The organism is Amycolatopsis magusensis, assembly GCF_017875555.1.
In the GTDB taxonomy this organism is placed as follows: domain Bacteria; phylum Actinomycetota; class Actinomycetes; order Mycobacteriales; family Pseudonocardiaceae; genus Amycolatopsis; species Amycolatopsis magusensis.
Genome location: NZ_JAGGMS010000001.1, coordinates 8,351,593 through 8,369,389 on the forward strand (window position 1 = coordinate 8,351,593; position 17,797 = coordinate 8,369,389).

15 protein-coding genes are annotated in these 17,797 nt (G+C 70.3%); 3 read left to right on the plus strand and 12 right to left on the minus strand.

What is annotated here, in order from left to right; genetic code table 11:
• Nucleotides 1–15: 15 nt before the first annotated feature.
• The 10 genes from JOM49_RS37475 to JOM49_RS37520 form a co-directional block, all read right to left on the minus strand.
• Nucleotides 16–1,260 (minus strand): MCE family protein, encoded by a 1,245-nt coding sequence (locus tag JOM49_RS37475; RefSeq protein WP_209668872.1) that lies wholly within the window; start codon nucleotides 1,258–1,260, stop codon nucleotides 16–18.
• A complete protein-coding gene (locus JOM49_RS37480; protein ID WP_209668873.1) occupies nucleotides 1,260–2,420 on the minus strand; it encodes an MCE family protein in 1,161 nt (386 codons plus the stop codon). Before JOM49_RS37480 ends, JOM49_RS37475 begins: the two co-directional genes overlap by 1 nt.
• Nucleotides 2,417–3,610, minus strand: coding sequence for an MCE family protein (locus JOM49_RS37485; RefSeq protein WP_209668875.1), 1,194 nt, complete (start codon nucleotides 3,608–3,610; stop codon nucleotides 2,417–2,419). The genes JOM49_RS37480 and JOM49_RS37485 overlap by 4 nt, the downstream gene beginning before the upstream one ends.
• Nucleotides 3,607–4,638 (minus strand): MCE family protein, encoded by a 1,032-nt coding sequence (locus tag JOM49_RS37490; protein ID WP_209668877.1) that lies wholly within the window; start codon nucleotides 4,636–4,638, stop codon nucleotides 3,607–3,609. The genes JOM49_RS37485 and JOM49_RS37490 overlap by 4 nt, the downstream gene beginning before the upstream one ends.
• A complete protein-coding gene (locus JOM49_RS37495; RefSeq protein ID WP_209668879.1) occupies nucleotides 4,635–5,669 on the minus strand; it encodes an MCE family protein in 1,035 nt (344 codons plus the stop codon). Before JOM49_RS37495 ends, JOM49_RS37490 begins: the two co-directional genes overlap by 4 nt.
• Nucleotides 5,666–6,982: an MCE family protein gene (locus tag JOM49_RS37500; RefSeq protein ID WP_308159005.1), complete on the minus strand. Its 1,317-nt coding sequence runs from the start codon at nucleotides 6,980–6,982 to the stop codon at nucleotides 5,666–5,668. The genes JOM49_RS37495 and JOM49_RS37500 overlap by 4 nt, the downstream gene beginning before the upstream one ends.
• Entirely contained in the window at nucleotides 6,979–7,788 is an 810-nt protein-coding gene (locus JOM49_RS37505; RefSeq protein ID WP_209672084.1) for an MlaE family ABC transporter permease, read from the minus strand. The genes JOM49_RS37500 and JOM49_RS37505 overlap by 4 nt, the downstream gene beginning before the upstream one ends.
• Before the next feature lie 142 nt (nucleotides 7,789–7,930).
• The gene (locus JOM49_RS37510; RefSeq protein ID WP_209668881.1) at nucleotides 7,931–8,716 is read right to left on the minus strand and encodes an MlaE family ABC transporter permease; all 786 of its coding nucleotides are present in this window, start codon (nucleotides 8,714–8,716) and stop codon (nucleotides 7,931–7,933) included.
• Nucleotides 8,717–8,730: 14 nt separating this feature from the next.
• Nucleotides 8,731–9,513, minus strand: a complete 783-nt coding sequence (locus tag JOM49_RS37515; RefSeq protein WP_209668883.1) for a glucose 1-dehydrogenase — start codon at nucleotides 9,511–9,513, stop codon at nucleotides 8,731–8,733.
• 12 nt (nucleotides 9,514–9,525) lie between these two features.
• A complete protein-coding gene (locus JOM49_RS37520; protein WP_209668885.1) occupies nucleotides 9,526–10,407 on the minus strand; it encodes a 3-oxoacyl-ACP reductase in 882 nt (293 codons plus the stop codon).
• Between the two features lie 202 nt (nucleotides 10,408–10,609).
• On the opposite strand from JOM49_RS37520, the gene JOM49_RS37525 reads away from it, so the two are divergent.
• From JOM49_RS37525 to JOM49_RS37535, 3 genes are all read left to right on the plus strand, one after another.
• Complete coding sequence (locus JOM49_RS37525) at nucleotides 10,610–11,791, plus strand: acyl-CoA dehydrogenase family protein (RefSeq protein ID WP_209668886.1); 1,182 nt, start codon at nucleotides 10,610–10,612, stop codon at nucleotides 11,789–11,791.
• 15 nt (nucleotides 11,792–11,806) lie between these two features.
• Entirely contained in the window at nucleotides 11,807–12,868 is a 1,062-nt protein-coding gene (locus JOM49_RS37530) for an acyl-CoA dehydrogenase family protein (RefSeq protein ID WP_209668888.1), read from the plus strand.
• A gap of 74 nt (nucleotides 12,869–12,942) precedes the next feature.
• A complete protein-coding gene (locus tag JOM49_RS37535; protein WP_245369603.1) occupies nucleotides 12,943–13,926 on the plus strand; it encodes an isopenicillin N synthase family dioxygenase in 984 nt (327 codons plus the stop codon).
• Here JOM49_RS37535 and JOM49_RS37540 read toward each other — a convergent pair.
• Complete coding sequence (locus tag JOM49_RS37540; protein WP_209668891.1) at nucleotides 13,907–16,609, minus strand: bifunctional acetate--CoA ligase family protein/GNAT family N-acetyltransferase; 2,703 nt, start codon at nucleotides 16,607–16,609, stop codon at nucleotides 13,907–13,909. The two genes, JOM49_RS37535 and JOM49_RS37540, sit on opposite strands and share 20 nt — an antisense overlap.
• A 2-nt stretch (nucleotides 16,610–16,611) precedes the next feature.
• Entirely contained in the window at nucleotides 16,612–17,784 is a 1,173-nt protein-coding gene (locus JOM49_RS37545; protein ID WP_209668893.1) for an acetoin utilization protein AcuC, read from the minus strand.
• Nucleotides 17,785–17,797 lie beyond the last annotated feature (13 nt).

A 17,797-nucleotide genomic window follows, 5' to 3' on the forward strand; every position in this document is an offset into this window, starting at 1 on the left:
GCGCACGATTCCAGATCAGCGGGGCAAGCCCAAGAGCCCGCCGACATTTTCCGCACCGGGCAGCCCGGCCAGGTCCAGCAGGCCGGGCAGCTTCGGCTGCCCTTCCGGGGCCGGGGCCTGCGGGGACGGCCGGGCCGGCACGTCCACCGGCTTGCCCGCGTACGGCGCGTTCTGCGCCCCGCGCACGCCGGTCGGGCTGCCCGGCGGCTCGGCGCAGTAGGCCTGGGTGTTCGCCGGTAGTTCACTGGTGTCGTTCGCGGGCCGTTGCTTCGTGCCCTCGTAGCCCTTCGTGCACGAGTACGGGTCGAACAGGTTCAGCACGAAACCGAGGTGCCCTTCGCCGTTCGAGGTGACCGAGTGGCTGAACGCGGAGATCACCGGGTAGGCCACCAGCAGCTGCTCGACCGAGTCCACGCGCACGGTGGTGATCTGCGCGGTGGTCAGCAGGTTGGCGAAGACCACCCCGAGATCGGTGCCCGAGGTGGCGAGCACCTCGCTGACCTGCCTGCTCAGCTTCGGCGCGTCGTCGATCACCTTGCGCAGCTGCGGATCGGACTCCTTCAGCTGCGCGCTGATCTCCTTGAGCCCACCCGCCAGCGAAACGAGGTTGTCGCCCTGGCGCCGTTGTGTGTCCAGCACCACCTTGGCGTCGGCGAGCAGCGCCTTGGTCTCGGGCAGGTGCTCGGTCGCGGTGGCGGTGAACGAGCCCGCGGTGTCCAGCAGCACCCGCAGATCCGGCCCGGCGTCGGCGAAGGCGAGGTAGGCCTCGTCCACCACCGTGCGCAGCGACTCCGGGTCCACACTGGACACCAGTGAGTCCAGATTGGACAGGACGGTGTCCGGCGAGGCCGGGATCTGCGTGCGGTCCTTGGTGATCACGCTGCCCTCTTCGAGGTACGGCACGTTCTCGTGCAACGGCCGCAGGTCCACGTACTGCTCCCCCACCGCCGAGCGGTTGGCGACCACCGCGGCGGTGTCGGCGGGGACCTTCGGGCCGTCGGATTCGAGATCCAGCCGGACGTCCACGCCGTCCGGACGCAGCACCAGTTCGATCACCTTGCCCACGGTCACCCCGCGGTAGGTGACCTCGGAGTTGACGAAGATCCCGCCCGAATCGGCCAGTCGCGCGGTGACCACGTACCCGCGCGCGCCGAACAGCCGGTCCAGCCCGGCGTAGTTCCCGCCCGCGTAGACCACCGAAACCACGGCGATCACCACGAAGGCCAGCAGTTGGACGCGGTGCTTGCGGGTGAGGGTCATCACCCACCTCCCAGGAGGCTGTCGAGCAGGCCGTCCAGTCCGCCGAGCACCCCGCCACCCGGCACGCTCAGCGGCGGTGGTGCCGTCGGCAGCGGCAAGGAGGGCGGTGGTGGCGCGGACGGGTTCTGCGGCAGCGCGATCGGCGGTTGCGACGAGTTGAGGAAGTTCTGCACCAGTGAATCCAGGTTGAGGTCGACCCTGGCACGCACGTTCGCGTAGTCACCCTTGACCACCGCGCCCGCCGCGTCCGGGAACGGGTAGGTGGGCAGGATCTTCAGCGCGGTCGGCAGGTTCTGGCCCGCCTCGGCGAGCTTCTCCAGCGTCGGTTCCAGCGCGCGCAGGTCGGCGATCAGGTCGTCGCGACTGGCGTTGACCGTGCCCACGGCGACCTCCGAGAGCTTGTCCAGCGACTGCAGCATGCCGACGAGCTGGTCCCGTTGCGTGGTGACCACCTGGAGCCCCGGCGCCAGGTCGTCCAGTGCCACCTGGAGGTCGTCGGTCTGCGCGGTCAGCGTGCTGGAGAGCCGGTTCAGCCCGTCGATGGCCCGCACGATCTCGCCCTTGTGCCCGTCCAGCTCGGTGGCGATCTGGTCCACTCTGGACAGCAGCGCGCGGATGTCGGCCTCGTTGCCGGACAGGGCGTTCGTCAGCTCCTCGCTGATGGTCTGCAGTTGCTCGATGCCGCCACCGTTGAGCAACAGCGAAAGCGCGCCGAGCACTTCCTCGACCTCGGGGTTGCGGTTCGTCTTCGCCAGCGGGATGACCGCGCCCTCCCCGAGCCTGGCGTCCACCCGCTCGGCGGCCGAAGGCTCGCTCAGTTCGACGAACTTCTCCCCGAGCAGGCTGGACTGGCGCAGCTCGGCACCGGCGTTCGCGGGCAGCACCACCTCCCCGTTGACCACGATCTTCACCACGGCGTAGTGCGTGTCCTCGGACAGGGTGATCTCCTCGACCCGCCCGATCGGCACGTCGGCCACCTTCACCGCGGCCTGCGGCACCAGGTCCAGCACGTCGGTGAACTGCACGCTCAGCCGGAACGGGTGGTCGCCGAGGTCCGCCCCGCCGGGCAGCGGGGTGGCGTACATCCCGGCGAACTCCCCGCAGCCGGTGAGCAGCAGCGCCCCGGCCAGCACCCCGGTGATCCTGCGGTACCCGGTCATTTGATCCCCAAGTTGCCCGAAAGCAGGTCCACCAGCGGCAGGGGCAGCGGCGGCAGCTCCCCGTTCTGGATCGAATTGAGCAGTTGCGGCAGCGAAGGCACCTTCAGCGTGCCGTCGATGATCGGCGCCAGCCCCTGGCAGAGCTGGCCGAGCGTGTCCGGCAGTTGCGCCGGGGTGCTCGCGCTGACCAGCTTGCACAGGGTGACCATCAGCGGGTGCGCGAGTTCGTTGGCGTTGTAGCGCACCGCGATGCTGCCCGAGGCCGCGTCGTAGGTGTTGATGAAGTTGTTCATCCCGGTCGGGCCGACGTCGAGCACCTCGGCCAGTGCGCCCCGCTGGTCCACCAGCACCTTGGTGATCCCGGCCAGCTTGTCCACATTGGACCCGAGCAGGTCGCGGTTCTCCTCGACGAAGCCGCGCACGTCGTCCAGCGAGGTGGCCAGCCCGGTCAGCGCCGCGCCCACGTCGTCCGACTCCGCCGAGAGGTGCCCGGCCACGTCGGCGAGCCGGGTGTAGAACTCGTTGAGCTGCTTGTCGCTGCCCGCGAGCATTTCGGTGAACGACTGGAGGTTCTTCACCGTGGCGAACATGTCGCCCTTCGACCCCTCCAGCGTCCTGGACAGCTCAGAGAGCCGGGTGACCGTGGTGTTGAGGTTCTGCCCGTTGCCGTCGAGGTTCGCCGCCGCGGTGTCGAGCACCCGCGAGAGCGCGCCGTCCTGGTTGGCGCCCTGGGGTCCGAGTGCGGTCGAAAGTTCGTTGAGGCTGCCGTAGAGGTCGTCCAGTTCGGCCGGGGTGGCCGTGCGGTCGGTGCCGATGACCGCGCCGGAGGCCAGCGCCGGGCCCTCGTCGTAGGCCGGGGTGAGCTGCACGTACCGGTCGCTGACCAGGCTCGGCGCCACGACGACCGCGCCGGCGCCCTCGGGGATCTGCACCCCGCCGTCCACCCGCAGTTCGACGCGCACCACGCCACCCTGCGGCGTCACCTCGGTGATCTCCCCGACCGGCACACCGAGCACCCGCACCGCCGAACCGGCGTAGAGCCCGACCGTCTTTTCGAAGTACGCGGTGATCTTCGTGCCGCCGGGGTCGCGCACGGCGAACCACAACGCGGCGGCGAGCACCAGCAACGCCACGCACGCCAGGGAAAGCCACGAGAGCAGGCTGCGTCCGGCCCGGGTGTCGACGGTCATCGCGGGGCCACCGCCTGGTTCTCCGCGGCGATCGGCGGGGTGCAGCCCTCCGGGTTGATCTGCGCCCCGGCCACGGTGATCACCGGGGGCAGCAGGCCGCAGATGTAGCCCTCGAACCAGCGCCCGTTGCCGGTCGCGTTCGCGCCGATGCGGGTGAACGGCGCGAGCAGTTCCAGGCTGCGGCTGAGGTTCTCCTGGTTGCGGTGCAGCACGTCGGTGACCGTGCCGAGTTTCTCCAGCGCCGGTTTGAGCTGCTGCCGGTTGTCCGCGACGAGGCCCGAGAGCTGGTCGGACAGCTGCTTCGTGCCGTCCAGCAGCCGGCTGATCGCGTCCTGGCGGTTCTGCAGCTCGGTCAGCAGCAGGTTGCCGTCCCCGATGATCCGCGACAGTTGCGCGTTGCGGTCCGAGAGCACCTTCGACACCTGGCTGGTGTTCGACAGCAGGTTGGCGAGTTCGGTGTCGCGCGAGGACACCGTCCGCGACAGCGAGGACAACCCGTCCAGCGCTTCCCGCAGGTGCGGCGGGGTGTCCTTCAGCGCGTCGGAGAGCACGGTGAAGCTCTCCGCCAGCTGGTCGGTGTTCACCTCCTGGACCGTGTCGGACAGCTTCTCGAAGGCGTCCTGGAGTTCGAACGGCGTGCGCGTGCGGTCGAGCGGGATGCTGTCGGCCGGGTCCTGCGGCGACTCCCCCGCCGGGTGCAGCGCGAGGAACTTCTCCCCCAGCAGGGTTTTGATCTCGATCGAGGCGATCGTCGCGTCCGGCACGCCGACCCGCTCCACCTCGAACTCGACCAGCACCTTCTTGCGGTCCAGCTCGACCGAGGTCACCTCGCCGACGGTCACCCCGGCCACCCGCACCTCGTTGCCCGCGGCCAGCCCGGCCGATTCGGCGAACTCCGCCGAGTAGCCGATCCCCTTGTCCAGCAGGGGCAGCTCGTTCCAGGCGTAGGTGACCACGGCGACCAGCGCGATCAGCACCATCGCCACGCCGCCGACCGCGGCCTGGTTCCGTTCGCGCAGCGGCCTCATGACGGCTGGCACCTCTCCGGCATCTCGTTGGTGGGGATCGGCAGGAACGGCACGGTGATGTTCAGCGAGGAGATGCCGATCGTGCCGGACAGCCCGCACAGGTAGTAGTTGAACCAGCTGCCGTAGCTCAGCGTGCGGGTGAACTTCTCCAGGTTGCCCGGCATCACCCCGAGCAACTGGTCGAGCAACTGCTCGGAATCGGCGAGGTTGCCCGAAAGCTGCCCGAGCGCGGCGATGTCCTCCTTGAGCGGCGGGCGGGCTTCGGCGAGCAGCCCCGCCGTGGTGTCGGTCAGCTCGCCGAGCGCGGACACCGCCTCGCCGATCGGTGCGCGTTGCTCGGCCAGGCCGGTGACCAGCTGCTGGGTCTGGTCGATCAGGTTGCCCAGCCCCGGCCCGCGGTCGTTGATCGTGCCGAGCACGGAGTTCAGGTTGGTGATCACCTCGCCGATCACCGCGTCGCGGTCCGCGATGGCCGAGGTCAGCGACGCGGTGTGCGAGAGCAGGCTGCGGATCGTGCCGCCCTCACCCTGGAACACCTGGATGATCTCGTAGGACAGCTGGTTGATCTGCGCCGGTTCGAGTGCTTTGAACAACGGCTCGAACCCGTTGAACAACACGGTCAGGTTCAGCGCGGGCTGGGTGCGCTCCAACGGGATCCGGCCGCCGTCCGGCAGCTTGCCCCCACCGTCCACTGTGGTCCCCAGCGCCAGGTAGCGCTGGCCGATCAGGTTGCGGAACTTGACCGTCGCGGTGACCGCCTCCGGCAGCTCCCGCACCGCGTCCACACCGAAGCGCACCTCCGCGCGGTGGTCCGTCGAGACGGTGATCTCCTCGACCTGCCCCACCTTGACCCCGGCGATCCGGACGTCGTCACCCTCCTTGAGCCCGGAGGAATCGGTGAACACCGCGCTGTAGCGGGCACTGTCGCCGAAGTCGGTGTTCGCGATGGTGGCACCGAGCACCGCGGTGAGCAGCACGGTGACCACCGCGAAAGCCAGGATCTTCAGCAGTGCCGGGATGAAGCTCCTCATTCGAGCGTCACCTCCGCTCCCCGGTACAGCGGGGCGACCAGCAGCCCGCCCCAGCCGGGCACCTCGGCGGGCGGCAAGCCCAGCGCGGGGGCGGTGAGCGCAGAGATCAGCTCCTGCTCTTCGGGGGAGTTCGCCAGCGAGGACGCGGCGCCACCACCGCCGGGCAGGTCCGGTCCCGGCGACTTCGGCGGCGCGGGCTTGCTGGACCCGTCCTCGAGCGGGCCGCCCGGTGGGTACTGCGGCCAGCGGCCCGGCGCCGGCACGTCGGGATAGCACCGCGGACCGCGTTTGTCGTCATAGCGGGGTTCGTCCACGCCCGGCAGGTACTTGCCGCGGCTCGCGGTGATCCGGATGGTCACGTGGTTCATCTCGTCGGTCCCCTTGCCGAACGCCTCTTCCGCGCGGGGCACCGATTCGGCGAGCTGGCGGAGCAGGCACGGGTACTCCGGCGCGTACTTCGCCAACACGTCGAGCGTCGGCCGCACGGTCTTGGTCAGGTCGATCAGGTTGTCCTTGTTGACCGCGAGGAAGCTGGTCAGGTCGTGGGACGCGTCGGTCACCGTGCCGAACATCTCGGCCAGCCCGGTCTGCTTCTCCACCAGCGTGCGGGTCGTGGTGGTCAGGTCCGCCAGCGCGTCGAGGAAGTCGGGTGCGGCGCGGTCGTAGATGTCCGCGGTGTCGGCGAGGCCGGTGATGTCGGCCTTGATGTCCGGCAGGGACGGGTTCAGCTCGCCGAGGTAGTCCGAGAGCTGCACCAGGGTCTGGCCGAGTTGTTCACCGCGGCCGTCCAGTGCGGTGGCCACCGCGTTCAGCGTGCTCGACAACTTCTGCGGCTGCACGGACTGCAGCAGCGGCAGCACGTTGCCGAGCACCTCCTCCAGCTCGATGGCGGTACTGCTGCGGTCCTGCCCGATCACCGCACCCGCGGCGATCGGCCCGGCGGGATCCTCGGGCAGTTGCAAGGCCACGTACCGTTCCCCGAACAGGGTTTTCGGCAGCAGGCGGGCGGCGACGTTGGCCGGGATCACCTCGGTCTTGTCCGGGTCGAGCGCGAGTTCGAGCACCGCGGCGTCCCCGGCGGCCCGGATCGACCGCACCTCGCCGACGATCATGCCGCGCACCTTCACGTCGGCGCCTTCACGCATCTGGTTGCCGACGTGGTCGGTTTCCAGGGTGACCCCGGTGTAGGAGACGAACTTCTTGTCGTAGATGGCGATCGTGACGGTGAAGAACAACGCGACCACGGCCAGGAACAGCACGCCGAGCGCCTGGTGGCGCAGGCGGCCGAGGAGGATGCGGCGCCCGGGGTTCACCCGGAGATCCGCACGGTCGTGTTGGTGCCCCAGATCGCCAGGCTGAGAAAGAAGTCGAGCACCGAGATCAGCACGATCGAGGTGCGCACCGCCCGGCCGACCGCGATCCCGACGCCGGCCGGCCCGCCGCGCGCGGTGTAGCCGTAGTAGCAGTGCGACAGGATCACCAGGACGCTGAAGACGATCACCTTGAGGAACGACCAGAGCACGTCCTCCGGTGGCAGGAAGAGCGCGAAGTAGTGGTCGTAGGTGCCCGCGGACTGCCCGTAGAACCAGATGGTGATCTGCCGCGACGCGAGGTAGGACGAGAGCAGGCCGACCGCGTAGAGGGGGATGACCGCGGTGACCCCGGCGAGCACGCGCGTGGTGACCAGGTACGGCAGGCTCGGCACGCCCATCACCTCGAGCGCGTCGATCTCCTCGGAGATCCGCATGGCGCCGAGCTGCGCGGTGAACCCGCAGCCGACGGTGGCGGACAACGCGAGCCCGGCGGAGAGGGGCGCGACCTCGCGGGTGTTGAAGTAGGCGGAAATGAACCCGGTGAGGGCCGCGGTACCGAGCTGGTTGAGCGCCGAGTAGCCCTGGAGCCCGACGATGAGCCCGGTGAACAGGGTCATCCCGATCATCACGCCGAGCGTGCCGCCGATGACCGCGAGAGCGCCGGTGCCGAAGCTGACCTCGGTGAGCAGGCGCAGCGTCTCGCGGGAATAGCGGCGAAGCGTCCGCGGCATCCAGGCGATCGCGCGGGCGTAGAAGGAAAGCTGCGCGCCGAAGCCCTCGAGGAACGCCCCTGGCCGGGCGATCATCTCGAGCGTGCGATCCGGCACCCGTTCGTCGGTAGCCGTCACCGCCCCCACCTCCCGGCGAATGCTATGAGTGGGGCATTACTTGCAATGAACGCTGGTAATGCCCCACTCATAGCATTCAGCGCTCTCCCGGGCCCGGTCATCACAACGCCTTCGGGGGGACGATGCGCAGGTAGATGGCGGTGAGCACGACGTTGATCGCGAACAGCAGCAGGAAGGTGATCACCACCGCCTGGTTCACCGCGTCCCCGACCCCCTTCGGCCCGCCCGACGGGTTCAGTCCGCGGAAGGCCGCCACCACGCCCGCGACGAAGCCGTACAGGAACGCCTTGACCTCGCTGACCCACAGGTCCGGCAGTTGCGCCAGCGCGTTGAAGCTGGCCAGGTACGCCCCCGGCGTGCCGCCCTGCATGACCACGTTGAAGAAGTAGCCGCCGAGCACCCCGACCACGCTGACCAGGCCGTTCAGCAGCACCGACACCACGATCGCGGCGAGCACCCGCGGCACGATCAGCCGCTGGATCGGGTTGACGCCCAGCACCTCCATGGCGTCGATCTCCTCGCGGATCTTCCGCGCGCCGATGTCCGCGCAGACCGCGCTGCCGCCCGCGCCCGCCACCAGCAGCGCGGTGATCAGCGGGCTCGCCTGCTGCACGATGGCCAATGCGCTGGCCGCGCCGGTGAACGACTGCGCGCCGATCTGCTGGGTCAGCGAACCGAGTTGCAGCGCGATGACCGCGCCGAACGGGATCGCCACCAGCGCAGTGGGCAGGATGGTGACGCTGGCGAAGAACCAGCACTGCTGGATCCATTCGCGGAACTGGAACGGGCGCCGCGGGATGGCACGCAGCACCTCCCACGCCAGCGTGGCGAGCCTGCCCACCTGGGCCAGTGCCGCCGTGCCGGGCAACGTCGCCGGGCCAGCCATCGCGCCTCCGGATCTCAGACCTTCAGGGCGTGCGTGGCGGTCGCCCCGCCATCCGCCACGAACTCGCTCCCCGTGCAGTACGAACTGTCGTCACTGGCCAGGAACGCGACCAGCGCGGCGATCTCGTCAGCCGAGCCGACCCGGCCCAGCGCCACCTTCTTGCCCACGAAAGCCAAGTCCACCGGGGCGCCGCCGAGCGCGTCGGTGACCATCTGCGTGTCGACCGCGCCGGGGTGCACCGAGTTCACCCGGATCCCGCGGTCGCCGAGTTCGAGTGCGGCCACCTTGGTCATCCCGCGGATGGCGAACTTGCTGGCGGTGTAGGCGGTCAGGTACGGCATCCCGGCCAGACCCTCCACAGAGGACACGTTGACGATCGAGCCGCCACCGGCCTCGGTCAGCGGGCCCACCGCGGCACGCATGCCGAGGAAGGTGCCGATCTGGTTGACCCGGATCACGCGCTCGTAGTCGGCCAGCTTGGTCTGCTCCAGCGCGGAGAAGAACAACACGCCCGCGTTGTTGACCACCACGTCGAGCTTGCCGAACGCCTCGGCCGCGCGGGCGGTGGCGACCGGCCACGCGGCTTCGTCGGTCACGTCGAGGTGCTGGTACACGCAGGCGTCGCCGAGTTCGCCGGCGAGCTTCTCGCCCAGTTCGTCCACGATGTCGGCGGCCACCACCCGCGCGCCCTCGGCGACGAACCGGCGGGCCGCGGCCGCGCCCTGTCCCCTGGCCGCCCCGGTGATCAGCGCGACCTTGCCCTCGAGCCTGCCACCCGGCAGCACGGTGAGCGACATGAACGGACCTTCCTAGGGCAGGGAAAGGACTTCCGGCGTGACGAACATGCGGTCGGCGTCGCGGCCGTCGAAGTAGCCGCCGAGCCGCTCGGCCAGTTCGCCCTGGCTCCACACCTGGTTCCCGGTGTCGAACCGCTGCTCCACCGACGGCGGGGCGAGCAGGGCGACCATGCCGCCGTGCACCACGAAGACCTGGCCGTTGATCTTCGAAGCGGCCGGGGAAGCGAGGTAGGCGACCAGCGGCGCCACGTGTTCGACGGACAGCGGGTCGACGCCGTCCGGCGCGTCGCCGAAGACGTCCTTGGTCATCGCCGTGCGCGCTCGCGGGCAGATCGCGTTGGCGCGCACGCCGTACTTCAGCAGGCCGCGCGCGGTGGACATGGTCAGCGCGACGATGCCCGCCTTCGCGGCGGAGTAGTTCGGCTGGCCGGGCGCGCCGAGAAGGAAGGCCTCCGACGCGGTGTTCACCACGCTGCCGGACACCGGCTCGCCGTCCGCCTTGGCTTTGTCGCGCCAGTACGCGGAAGCGTTGCGGGACAGCAGGAAGTGCCCGCGCAGGTGCACGCGGAGCACGGTGTCCCACTCCTCGTCGGACATGCTGAACAGCATCCGGTCGCGCAGCACGCCCGCGTTGTTCACCACCACGTGCAGTCCACCGAACCGGCCCACGGCGGTTTCGAGCAACGCGTCCGCGGTGGCGCGTTCGCCGATGTCGCCGGTGACCGCGACGGCCTTGCCGCCCGCCGCCTCGATCTCCTCGACCACCTCGGCCGGTTCGGCGACGTCGTTGACCACCACCGAGGCACCGGCTTCCGCCAAGGCGAGGGCTTCGGCACGGCCCAGTCCGCCGCCCGCCCCGGTGACGATCGCGGTCCGGCCTTCCAGGGAAGTCATGGCAGTCAGACTAGAATCTGTTCTCGTTGGAAGCAAGGCCGCTCTACTGCGGATTTCGCGGGTTTTCGAGAACGTGTTCTAGTACAGGCAGGCGTCGGCGGCTTCCTCCGGCCGATGATCTGCGGTACAACTAGAACCTGTTCTAGGTTAACGCGGTTAACGGGCATACACCAGAACGAGCCCGACGGGCGGAGGTGACGGTATGCGCATCGGCTACACCGAAGCGCAGGAACGGCTGGCGGGCGAACTGCGCTCCTACTTCGCCCGGCTGATGACGCCCGAACGCCGTGAGGCACTGGGCGCGGGCGGCGCCGAGTACGGAAAAGACGGCGCCTACCAGGAAATCGTGCGTGAACTCGGCCGCGACGGCTGGCTCGCGCTCGGCTGGCCGGAGGCCTACGGCGGCCAGGCGCGCTCGATGCTCGACCAGCTGGTGTTCACCGACGAAGCCGCGGCCGCCGGCGTGCCGGTGCCGTTCCTGACCATCAACACCGTCGGCCCGACGATCATGCGTTACGGCACCGAAGAGCAGAAGGCGTTCTACCTGCCCCGGATCGCCGCGGGGGAACTGCACTTCTCGATCGGCTACTCCGAACCCGGCGCGGGCACCGACCTGGCCTCGCTGAGCACCCGCGCGGTCCGCGACGGCGACGAGTACGTCATCAACGGCCAGAAGATGTGGACCAGCCTGATCGAGTACGCCGACTACGTCTGGCTGGCCGTGCGCACCGATCCGGACGCGAAGAAGCACCGCGGCATCAGCATCCTCGTCGTGCCGACCACCGCCGAGGGCTTCTCCTGGACCAAGGTCCGCACGGTCGCGGGCCCGGGCACCAGCGCCACCTACTACTCCGACGTGCGCGTCCCCCTCAGCGCGCGGATCGCCGAAGAGAACCAGGGCTGGCCGCTGATCACCAACCAGCTCAACCACGAGCGGGTCGCGCTGACCTCGGCCGCGCCGATCCGGACCGCGCTGGGCGAGGTCCGCGACTGGGCGCAGAAAACCCAGGCACCGGACGGGCGCCGGGTGATCGACGCGGAATGGGTCCGGCTGCACCTGGCCCGCGTGCACGCGCACGCCGACTACCTGAAGCTGCGCAACTGGAAGATCGCCTGGGCCGCCGCGGAACAGGAACTGGGGCCGGGCGAGGCGTCGGCGACGAAGGTGTTCGGCACCGAATTCGCGTTGGATGCCTATCGCCTGCTGATGGAGGTGCTCGGCGCGGGCGCGGTGGTGCGCGAGGGCTCCCCCGGCGCGTTGCTGCGCGGTCGGATCGAGCGGCTGCACCGGTCCTCGCTGATCCTCACCTTCGGCGGCGGCACCAACGAGGTGCAGCGCGACCTGATCGCCGCCACCACGCTCGGCCTGCCGGTCACGCGCTGAAAGGGGACGTGCCACATGGACTTCTCGCTGACCGAGGCGCAGCGCGACCTCGGCGGGCTCACCCGCCGCATCCTGGCCGGCAAGTCGGACCCGAAGTCGTGGGAGCCCGCCGGTTCCGGCGGCTTCGACCGTGCACTGTGGACAGAGCTGGCCCGCGCCGGGATCCTCGACGCGGCACTGCCGTCGGCCGTGGGCGGGGGTGGTTTCGGCCTCCTGGAGCAATGCTCGGTGCTGATCGAGCTGGGCCGCGCGGTGGCCCCGGTGCCGTACCTGACGAGCATCACCATGGCCGCGTCCGCGCTGGCCGAATTCGGCTCGGGGCGGCAACTGGAAACCGTGGTCCCGGTCCTGCGGGGCGAGAAGGTGCTGACCGCGGCGGTGCCGGACGCCGGTAACCCCTGCGCGTTCACCGCGGAAGCCGACGGCGACGGCTGGCGGCTCACCGGCGCGCAGACCGCCGTCCCCGCCGCGGCTTTCGCCGACGCACTGCTGATCGCCGCCGGAGACGCGGTGTTCGTGGTCGACCGCGAGGCCGCCGAGATCTCCGCGCAGGAGGTCGTCGACCGCGGTGACGCCGGGCTGGTCGAACTCGACGGCGTGCGCGTCGACGGCTCGGCGCGGCTCGGCGGGCCCGAGGTCGTCGAGTGGATCCGGCTGCGTGGCACCACCGGCTTGTGCGCGTACCAGCTCGGCACGGTCGAACGCGCGCTGGAGATGACCACCGAATACGCCAAGGAACGCAAGCAGTTCGACAACGTGATCGCTTCGTTCCAGGCCGTGCGGCAACGACTCGCCGACGCCTACACCGACGTGGAAGCGGTCCGGCTGACGTTGTGGCAGGCGGCGTGGCGGCTTTCCGAAGGGCTGCCCGCGGACGAAGAGGTGGCCACCGCGAAGTTCTGGGCCGCCGAATCCGGGCACCGGGTCGCGCACACCGCGGTGCACCTCCACGGCGGTGTCGGCATCGACGTGGACTACCCGCTGCACCGGTATTTCGTGGCGGCGAAACGCGCGGAATTCACCCTCGGCGGCGCCACCGCGCAACTGCGGCGCCTCGGTGACCTGATTTCCGGCTGAGACCAGCATCTGGGAGCTGTGGCGGGTTTCCGCGGTCCTGTGCTCTGCTGAACCGGGTGAACACACTGCCGATCTTGGATCTGTCCCGTTTCCGGGTGCCGTGGCAGCGGGAGCGGTTCCTCGCCGATCTGCGGCACGCAGCGCACGAGGTCGGTTTCTTCTACCTCGTCGGGCACGGGATCGCGCCGGAAACCACCCGGGGGATCGTCGATTCCGCGCGGCGGTTCTTCGCCCTGCCACTGGCCCAGCGGCTGGAAATCGAGAATGTGCGTTCCCCGCAGTTCCGCGGCTACACCCGCACCGGCACCGAGCACACCGCCGGTGGCACGGACTGGCGCGAGCAGCTCGACATCGGCCCCGAGCGGCCCGTGCGGAAACTGGCCGCGGACGATCCGCGGTACCTGCGCCTGATCGGCCCGAACCAATGGCCCACGGCACTGCCCGAACTGCGGGACGTCGTCCTGCTCTGGCAGTCCGAAGCGCTGCGGGTCGCCCGCGAGGTGCTGCGGGCACTGGCCGCGGCACTCGGCCAGGAACTCACCCATTTCGACCGCTGGTTCGACGCCGAAGCCGCGGTGCACCTGAAAGTGGTGCACTACCCGCCGCGTGAACCGGGCGGCTCCGAGCAGGGCGTCGGCTCGCACAAGGACTACGGTTTCCTCGCACTGCTGCAACAGGACGAAGTCGGCGGGCTCCAGGTGCAGGCCAATGACGGTTCCTGGCTGGACGCTTCCCCGATCCCGGACAGTTTCGTGGTCAACATCGGGGAAATGCTGGAAATCGCCACGAACGGCTACCTGCGCGCCACCCAGCACCGCGTGCTGAGCCCGCCTCCCGGGGTCGACCGCTATTCCATCCCGTTCTTCCTCGCACCCCGCCTCGACGCGGTGATCGAGCCGATCGACCTGCCACCGGACCTGGCCGCTGTCGCCCCGGGGGTCACCCAGGACGAGCACAACCCGCTGCTGGCGGCCTACGGGGAGAACGCGTTGCTCGGCTGGCTGCGTTCGCACCCGCGCGTCGCCGAGCGCTGGTGGCTCACGACGGCGGAGCGTTGATCGGCCGCAGGCGGCGCGGGCCGGTGTCCGGGCGCGACGGCGGCGGTCCGAGCACCACCCGGCCGTAGACGACGAAGGCGCCGTCCGGGGAAGCCAGGATCGGGTCCAGCACGAGCGACCGGACCTCCGGGTTGTCCTCGGCGAGCGCGGCCACCCGCAGCACCAGGTCCTGCAACGCGGCCAGGTCCGCCGGTTCGTCGCCGCGGTAGCCGGTGAGCAGCGGCGCGGTGCGCGGCTCGCGGATCAGCGTCGCCGCGTCCACGTCGGTCAACGGCACCGCGCGATACGCCCGGTCCCCCAGGAGGTTGCTCACCAGCCCCGAGAGGCCGAACGACACCAGCGTGCCGAACGACGGGTCGTCCTGCAGGCCGATCACACACGAAAGTCCCTTGGGCGCCATGGCCTGCACGTACATGTCGTCCTCGCCGGAGACCTCGCGCAGATCGCGGTAGGCGGCGCGCACGGCGTCCTCGGCGGCCAGGTCGAGGCGCACCCCGGCCAGGTCCGGGCGTCCGCGCAGCCGCTCGTCCACCGCCTTGAGCACCACCGGGTACCCCAGCTCGGCCGCCACTTCGACGGCCTCGTCCGCGTTCGCCACCACCCGGAACGGCACCACGCCGATGCCGTAGCAGCCGAGCAACCGCACCACGTCCTCGTCGGAGAGCACCGTGGTGTGCGACTCCTCGGCGGCGAGGATCTCGTTCACGATCACCTGCGCCTGTTCGACGTGCAGCCCGGCGGGCCGGGTCAGCGTGCCCTGCGGCCGTTGCTGCCACGCCGCGTACCGGACCACCCTCGCCAGCGCGTTGACCGCACGCTCCGGGCTCGCGTACGACGGCACCGAGCCCCGCGTCGGCGCACCGTCGTCCGTCCGCACGGCCAGTTCGTCCGGCACGCCTTCCGCGGCGAGGAAGGTCGAGACGATCGGCTTCTCCTTGCGCAGTTCCTGCACCACCTCGCGCAGCGCACGGGCGTAGGTGGTGCCCGGGATCGCCAGCGGGGGCACGAAGACGACCACGAGCGCGTCGGTTTCCGGCGAGTTCAACGCCTCGCGCACGGCTCCGGCGAACTCCTCCGGTGACGCCTGCGGACCGACGTCCACGGGATCGAACGCGAGCCGCAACCCCTGCGCGCGAGCGGTGTCCGCGGCGAGCAGCCCGATCGCGCTGGAGTTGCCGACGATGCCGACCCGCGGCCCGGCGGGCAGCGGCTGGTGCGCGAAGATCAGCGCGGTGTCGAAGAGCTGCGCGAGCGTGTCCACGCGGACCACCCCGGCCTGCTCGAACAACGCCTGCACGCTCGATTCGTCCACCTCCGCCGAAGTCGCCGCCAGCTGCGGGCGGACGGCGTGGCGGCCCGACTTCACCGCGACGATCGGCTTGGTCCGGCCGAGCCGGCGGGCCAGCCTGGCGAACTTGCGCGGATTGCCGAACGACTCCAGGTACAGCAGCACCAGGTCGGTCCCGGCATCGGTTTCCCAGTACTGCAGCAGGTCGTTGCCCGAGACGTCGGCGCGGTTGCCCGCCGAGACGAAGGTCGACAGGCCGAGCCCGCGTGCTTCGGCGTCGGCCAGGATCGCGGTGCCCAGCGCGCCGGACTGGCAGAAGAACCCCGCGCGCCCGCGCGCGGGCAGGCGTGGCGCGAGGGTGGCGTTGAGCCGGACGCCCCGGTCGGTGTTGAGCACGCCGAGCGCGTTCGGCCCGACCACGCGCATACCGTGCGCCCGGGCCTCGCCGACCAGCCGCAGCTCGGCGTGCAACCCGTGCGGACCCGCCTCGGCGAAACCGCCGGAGATGATCAGCAGCGTTTTCACGCCCTTCTCCAGCGCGCCGTCGAGCACCGACTCGACCTGGTCCGCGGGCACCGCCACCACGGCCAGGTCCACCGGATCCGGAATGTCCACAACGGACGGATACGCCCGGACCCCGCGCACCGACCGGTGCTCGGAGTTGACCGGGTAGACGGTGCCGGCGAAGTCCGCGGAGAGCAGGTTCGTCAGCACCACGTATCCGATCTTCGTCGGATCAGTGGACGCGCCGATGACCGCCACCGACCGCGGGTGCAGCAGATTGTGCACGCTGCGCGCCTCGGCGGCCTGCTCGCGCGAGCGCGCCACCTCGAGCGACTCCTCGGTCGGGTCGATATCGAACTCCAGGTGCAGCACGCCCTCTTCGATCGCCCGGCTGACCTGGTAACCGGCGTCACGGAAGACGCGCACCATCTGCGGGTTCTCGGCGAGCACCTCGGCGACGAACCGGCGCAGGCCGCGCTCGGAAGCCGCCGCGGCGAGGTGCTCCAGCAGGATCGAGCCGAGCCCGCGGCCCTGGTGCGCGTCGTCGACGACGAAGGCCACCTCGGCCGAGGGCCCCTTGTCGAGCCGCTCGTAGCGGCCGACCGCGACGATGTTGTCGCCCAGCACCGCCGCGAAGGCGACCCGGTCGTGGTGGTCGACACGGGAGAACCGGTCGAGGTCGCGCTGCGGGATGCGCGGGTACGCGCCGAAGTACCGCAGGTACCGGGTGCGCTCGGACAGCCTGCCGTGCAGGGCGACCAGTCCGTCCGCGTCGTCGGGCACCACCGGTCTCAGGTGGACGGTGCCGCCGTCGGAGAGCAGGACGTCGGCCTCCCAGTGGCGCGGGTAGTCGTAGGACTCCCGCAGGTCGGGCTCGTTCTCGGTGCTCATCTTCAGTCCCTGGGATCGTCCGGGTCGAGACCGTGCGAGGGGAAGACCGCGCGCCGGGTGTCGCGGATGGCGATGTCCACCGGGTCGTCCTGCCCGTCGCCCCACGGGCGGTGGGTGGTCTCGGCGTCGTCGCTCATCTTGAGCGGGAGCTCGGCGTTCGGCGCGGCCCGGCCGACGGTCTCCCGCCAGTGCGGCGGCACCGGCGTCTCCGGGCTGACGTCGCGGTCGAGCACGGTGGCCAGCAGGTGCGTCCACGACCGCGGCACCACGCGGATGAGCTGGTAACCGCCGCCGCCGACGGCCAGCCACTTGCCCCCGGCGTACCGCTGCGCCAGCTCACGCAGCGTGCGGTAGATCTCACGGTGCCCGTCGACCGAGAGCGACAGGTCGGCCAGCGGGTCCTCGTCGTGCGAGTCGACCCCGCACTGGGTGACCAGGATCTGCGGCTGGAACTGCGCCAGCAGCGACGGCACCACCGCGTGGAAGGCCCGCAGCCACCCGGGATCCCTCGTCTGCGGTGGCAGCGGGATGTTCACCGCGGTGCCCTCGGCGTCCTCGGCCCCGGTCTCCCCGGAGTAGCCGGTGCCGGGCCACAACGTGAACGGGTGCTGGTGCAGCGAAACCGTCAGCACCCGCGGGTCGTTGTAGAAGGCCGCCTGCACGCCGTCGCCGTGGTGCACGTCGGTGTCCACGTAGGCGATGCGGTCGAAACCGTGGTCCAGCAGCCACGAGATGGCGATGGAGCAGTCGTTGTAGACGCAGAAGCCGGACGCGCGGTCGGGCATCGCGTGGTGCAGCCCACCGGCGATGTTGACCGCGCGATCGGCCTCGCCCTCGGCGATCTTGCGCGCGCCGAGCAGGGTGGAGCCGACCACCAGCGCCGCCGAGTCGTGCATGCCGGAGAACACCGGGTTGTCCGTGGTGCCGAGCCCGTGACCGACGTCCCAGCCCACCATCGGGGCCTGCTTGACCGCCTCCAGGTACTCGGGCACGTGCACCCGGTACAGCTCCTTCTCCGTCGCCGCCTCGGGGACCAGCAGCTCGACGTCCTCCAGCACGCCCAGTTCGCGGGCGAGCCGGATGGTCAGTTCGAGGCGCACCGGGTTGAACGGGTGGTCCCCACCCAGGTCGTAGCCCAGTAGCGCGGGATCCCAGACGACGGCGGAGGGGTGCATGCCCGAAACCCTA

Excerpts from the sequence above, each read along its gene's own strand:
- JOM49_RS37530 (WP_209668888.1), top strand. The coding sequence starts at position 11,807 with ATGGACTTCTCGCTGACCGAGGCGCAGCGCGACCTCGGCGGGCTCACC.
- JOM49_RS37475 (WP_209668872.1), bottom strand. The coding sequence starts at position 1,260 with ATGACCCTCACCCGCAAGCACCGCGTCCAACTGCTGGCCTTCGTGGTG.
- JOM49_RS37495 (WP_209668879.1), bottom strand. The coding sequence starts at position 5,669 with ATGAGGAGCTTCATCCCGGCACTGCTGAAGATCCTGGCTTTCGCGGTG.
- JOM49_RS37510 (WP_209668881.1), bottom strand. The coding sequence starts at position 8,716 with ATGGCTGGCCCGGCGACGTTGCCCGGCACGGCGGCACTGGCCCAGGTG.
- JOM49_RS37540 (WP_209668891.1), bottom strand. The coding sequence starts at position 16,609 with ATGAGCACCGAGAACGAGCCCGACCTGCGGGAGTCCTACGACTACCCG.
- JOM49_RS37490 (WP_209668877.1), bottom strand. The coding sequence starts at position 4,638 with ATGAGGCCGCTGCGCGAACGGAACCAGGCCGCGGTCGGCGGCGTGGCG.
- JOM49_RS37545 (WP_209668893.1), bottom strand. The coding sequence starts at position 17,784 with ATGCACCCCTCCGCCGTCGTCTGGGATCCCGCGCTACTGGGCTACGAC.
- JOM49_RS37515 (WP_209668883.1), bottom strand. The coding sequence starts at position 9,513 with ATGTCGCTCACCGTGCTGCCGGGTGGCAGGCTCGAGGGCAAGGTCGCG.
- JOM49_RS37525 (WP_209668886.1), top strand. The coding sequence starts at position 10,610 with ATGCGCATCGGCTACACCGAAGCGCAGGAACGGCTGGCGGGCGAACTG.
- JOM49_RS37485 (WP_209668875.1), bottom strand. The coding sequence starts at position 3,610 with ATGACCGTCGACACCCGGGCCGGACGCAGCCTGCTCTCGTGGCTTTCC.
- JOM49_RS37505 (WP_209672084.1), bottom strand. The coding sequence starts at position 7,788 with ATGATCGCCCGGCCAGGGGCGTTCCTCGAGGGCTTCGGCGCGCAGCTT.
- JOM49_RS37480 (WP_209668873.1), bottom strand. The coding sequence starts at position 2,420 with ATGACCGGGTACCGCAGGATCACCGGGGTGCTGGCCGGGGCGCTGCTG.
- JOM49_RS37520 (WP_209668885.1), bottom strand. The coding sequence starts at position 10,407 with ATGACTTCCCTGGAAGGCCGGACCGCGATCGTCACCGGGGCGGGCGGC.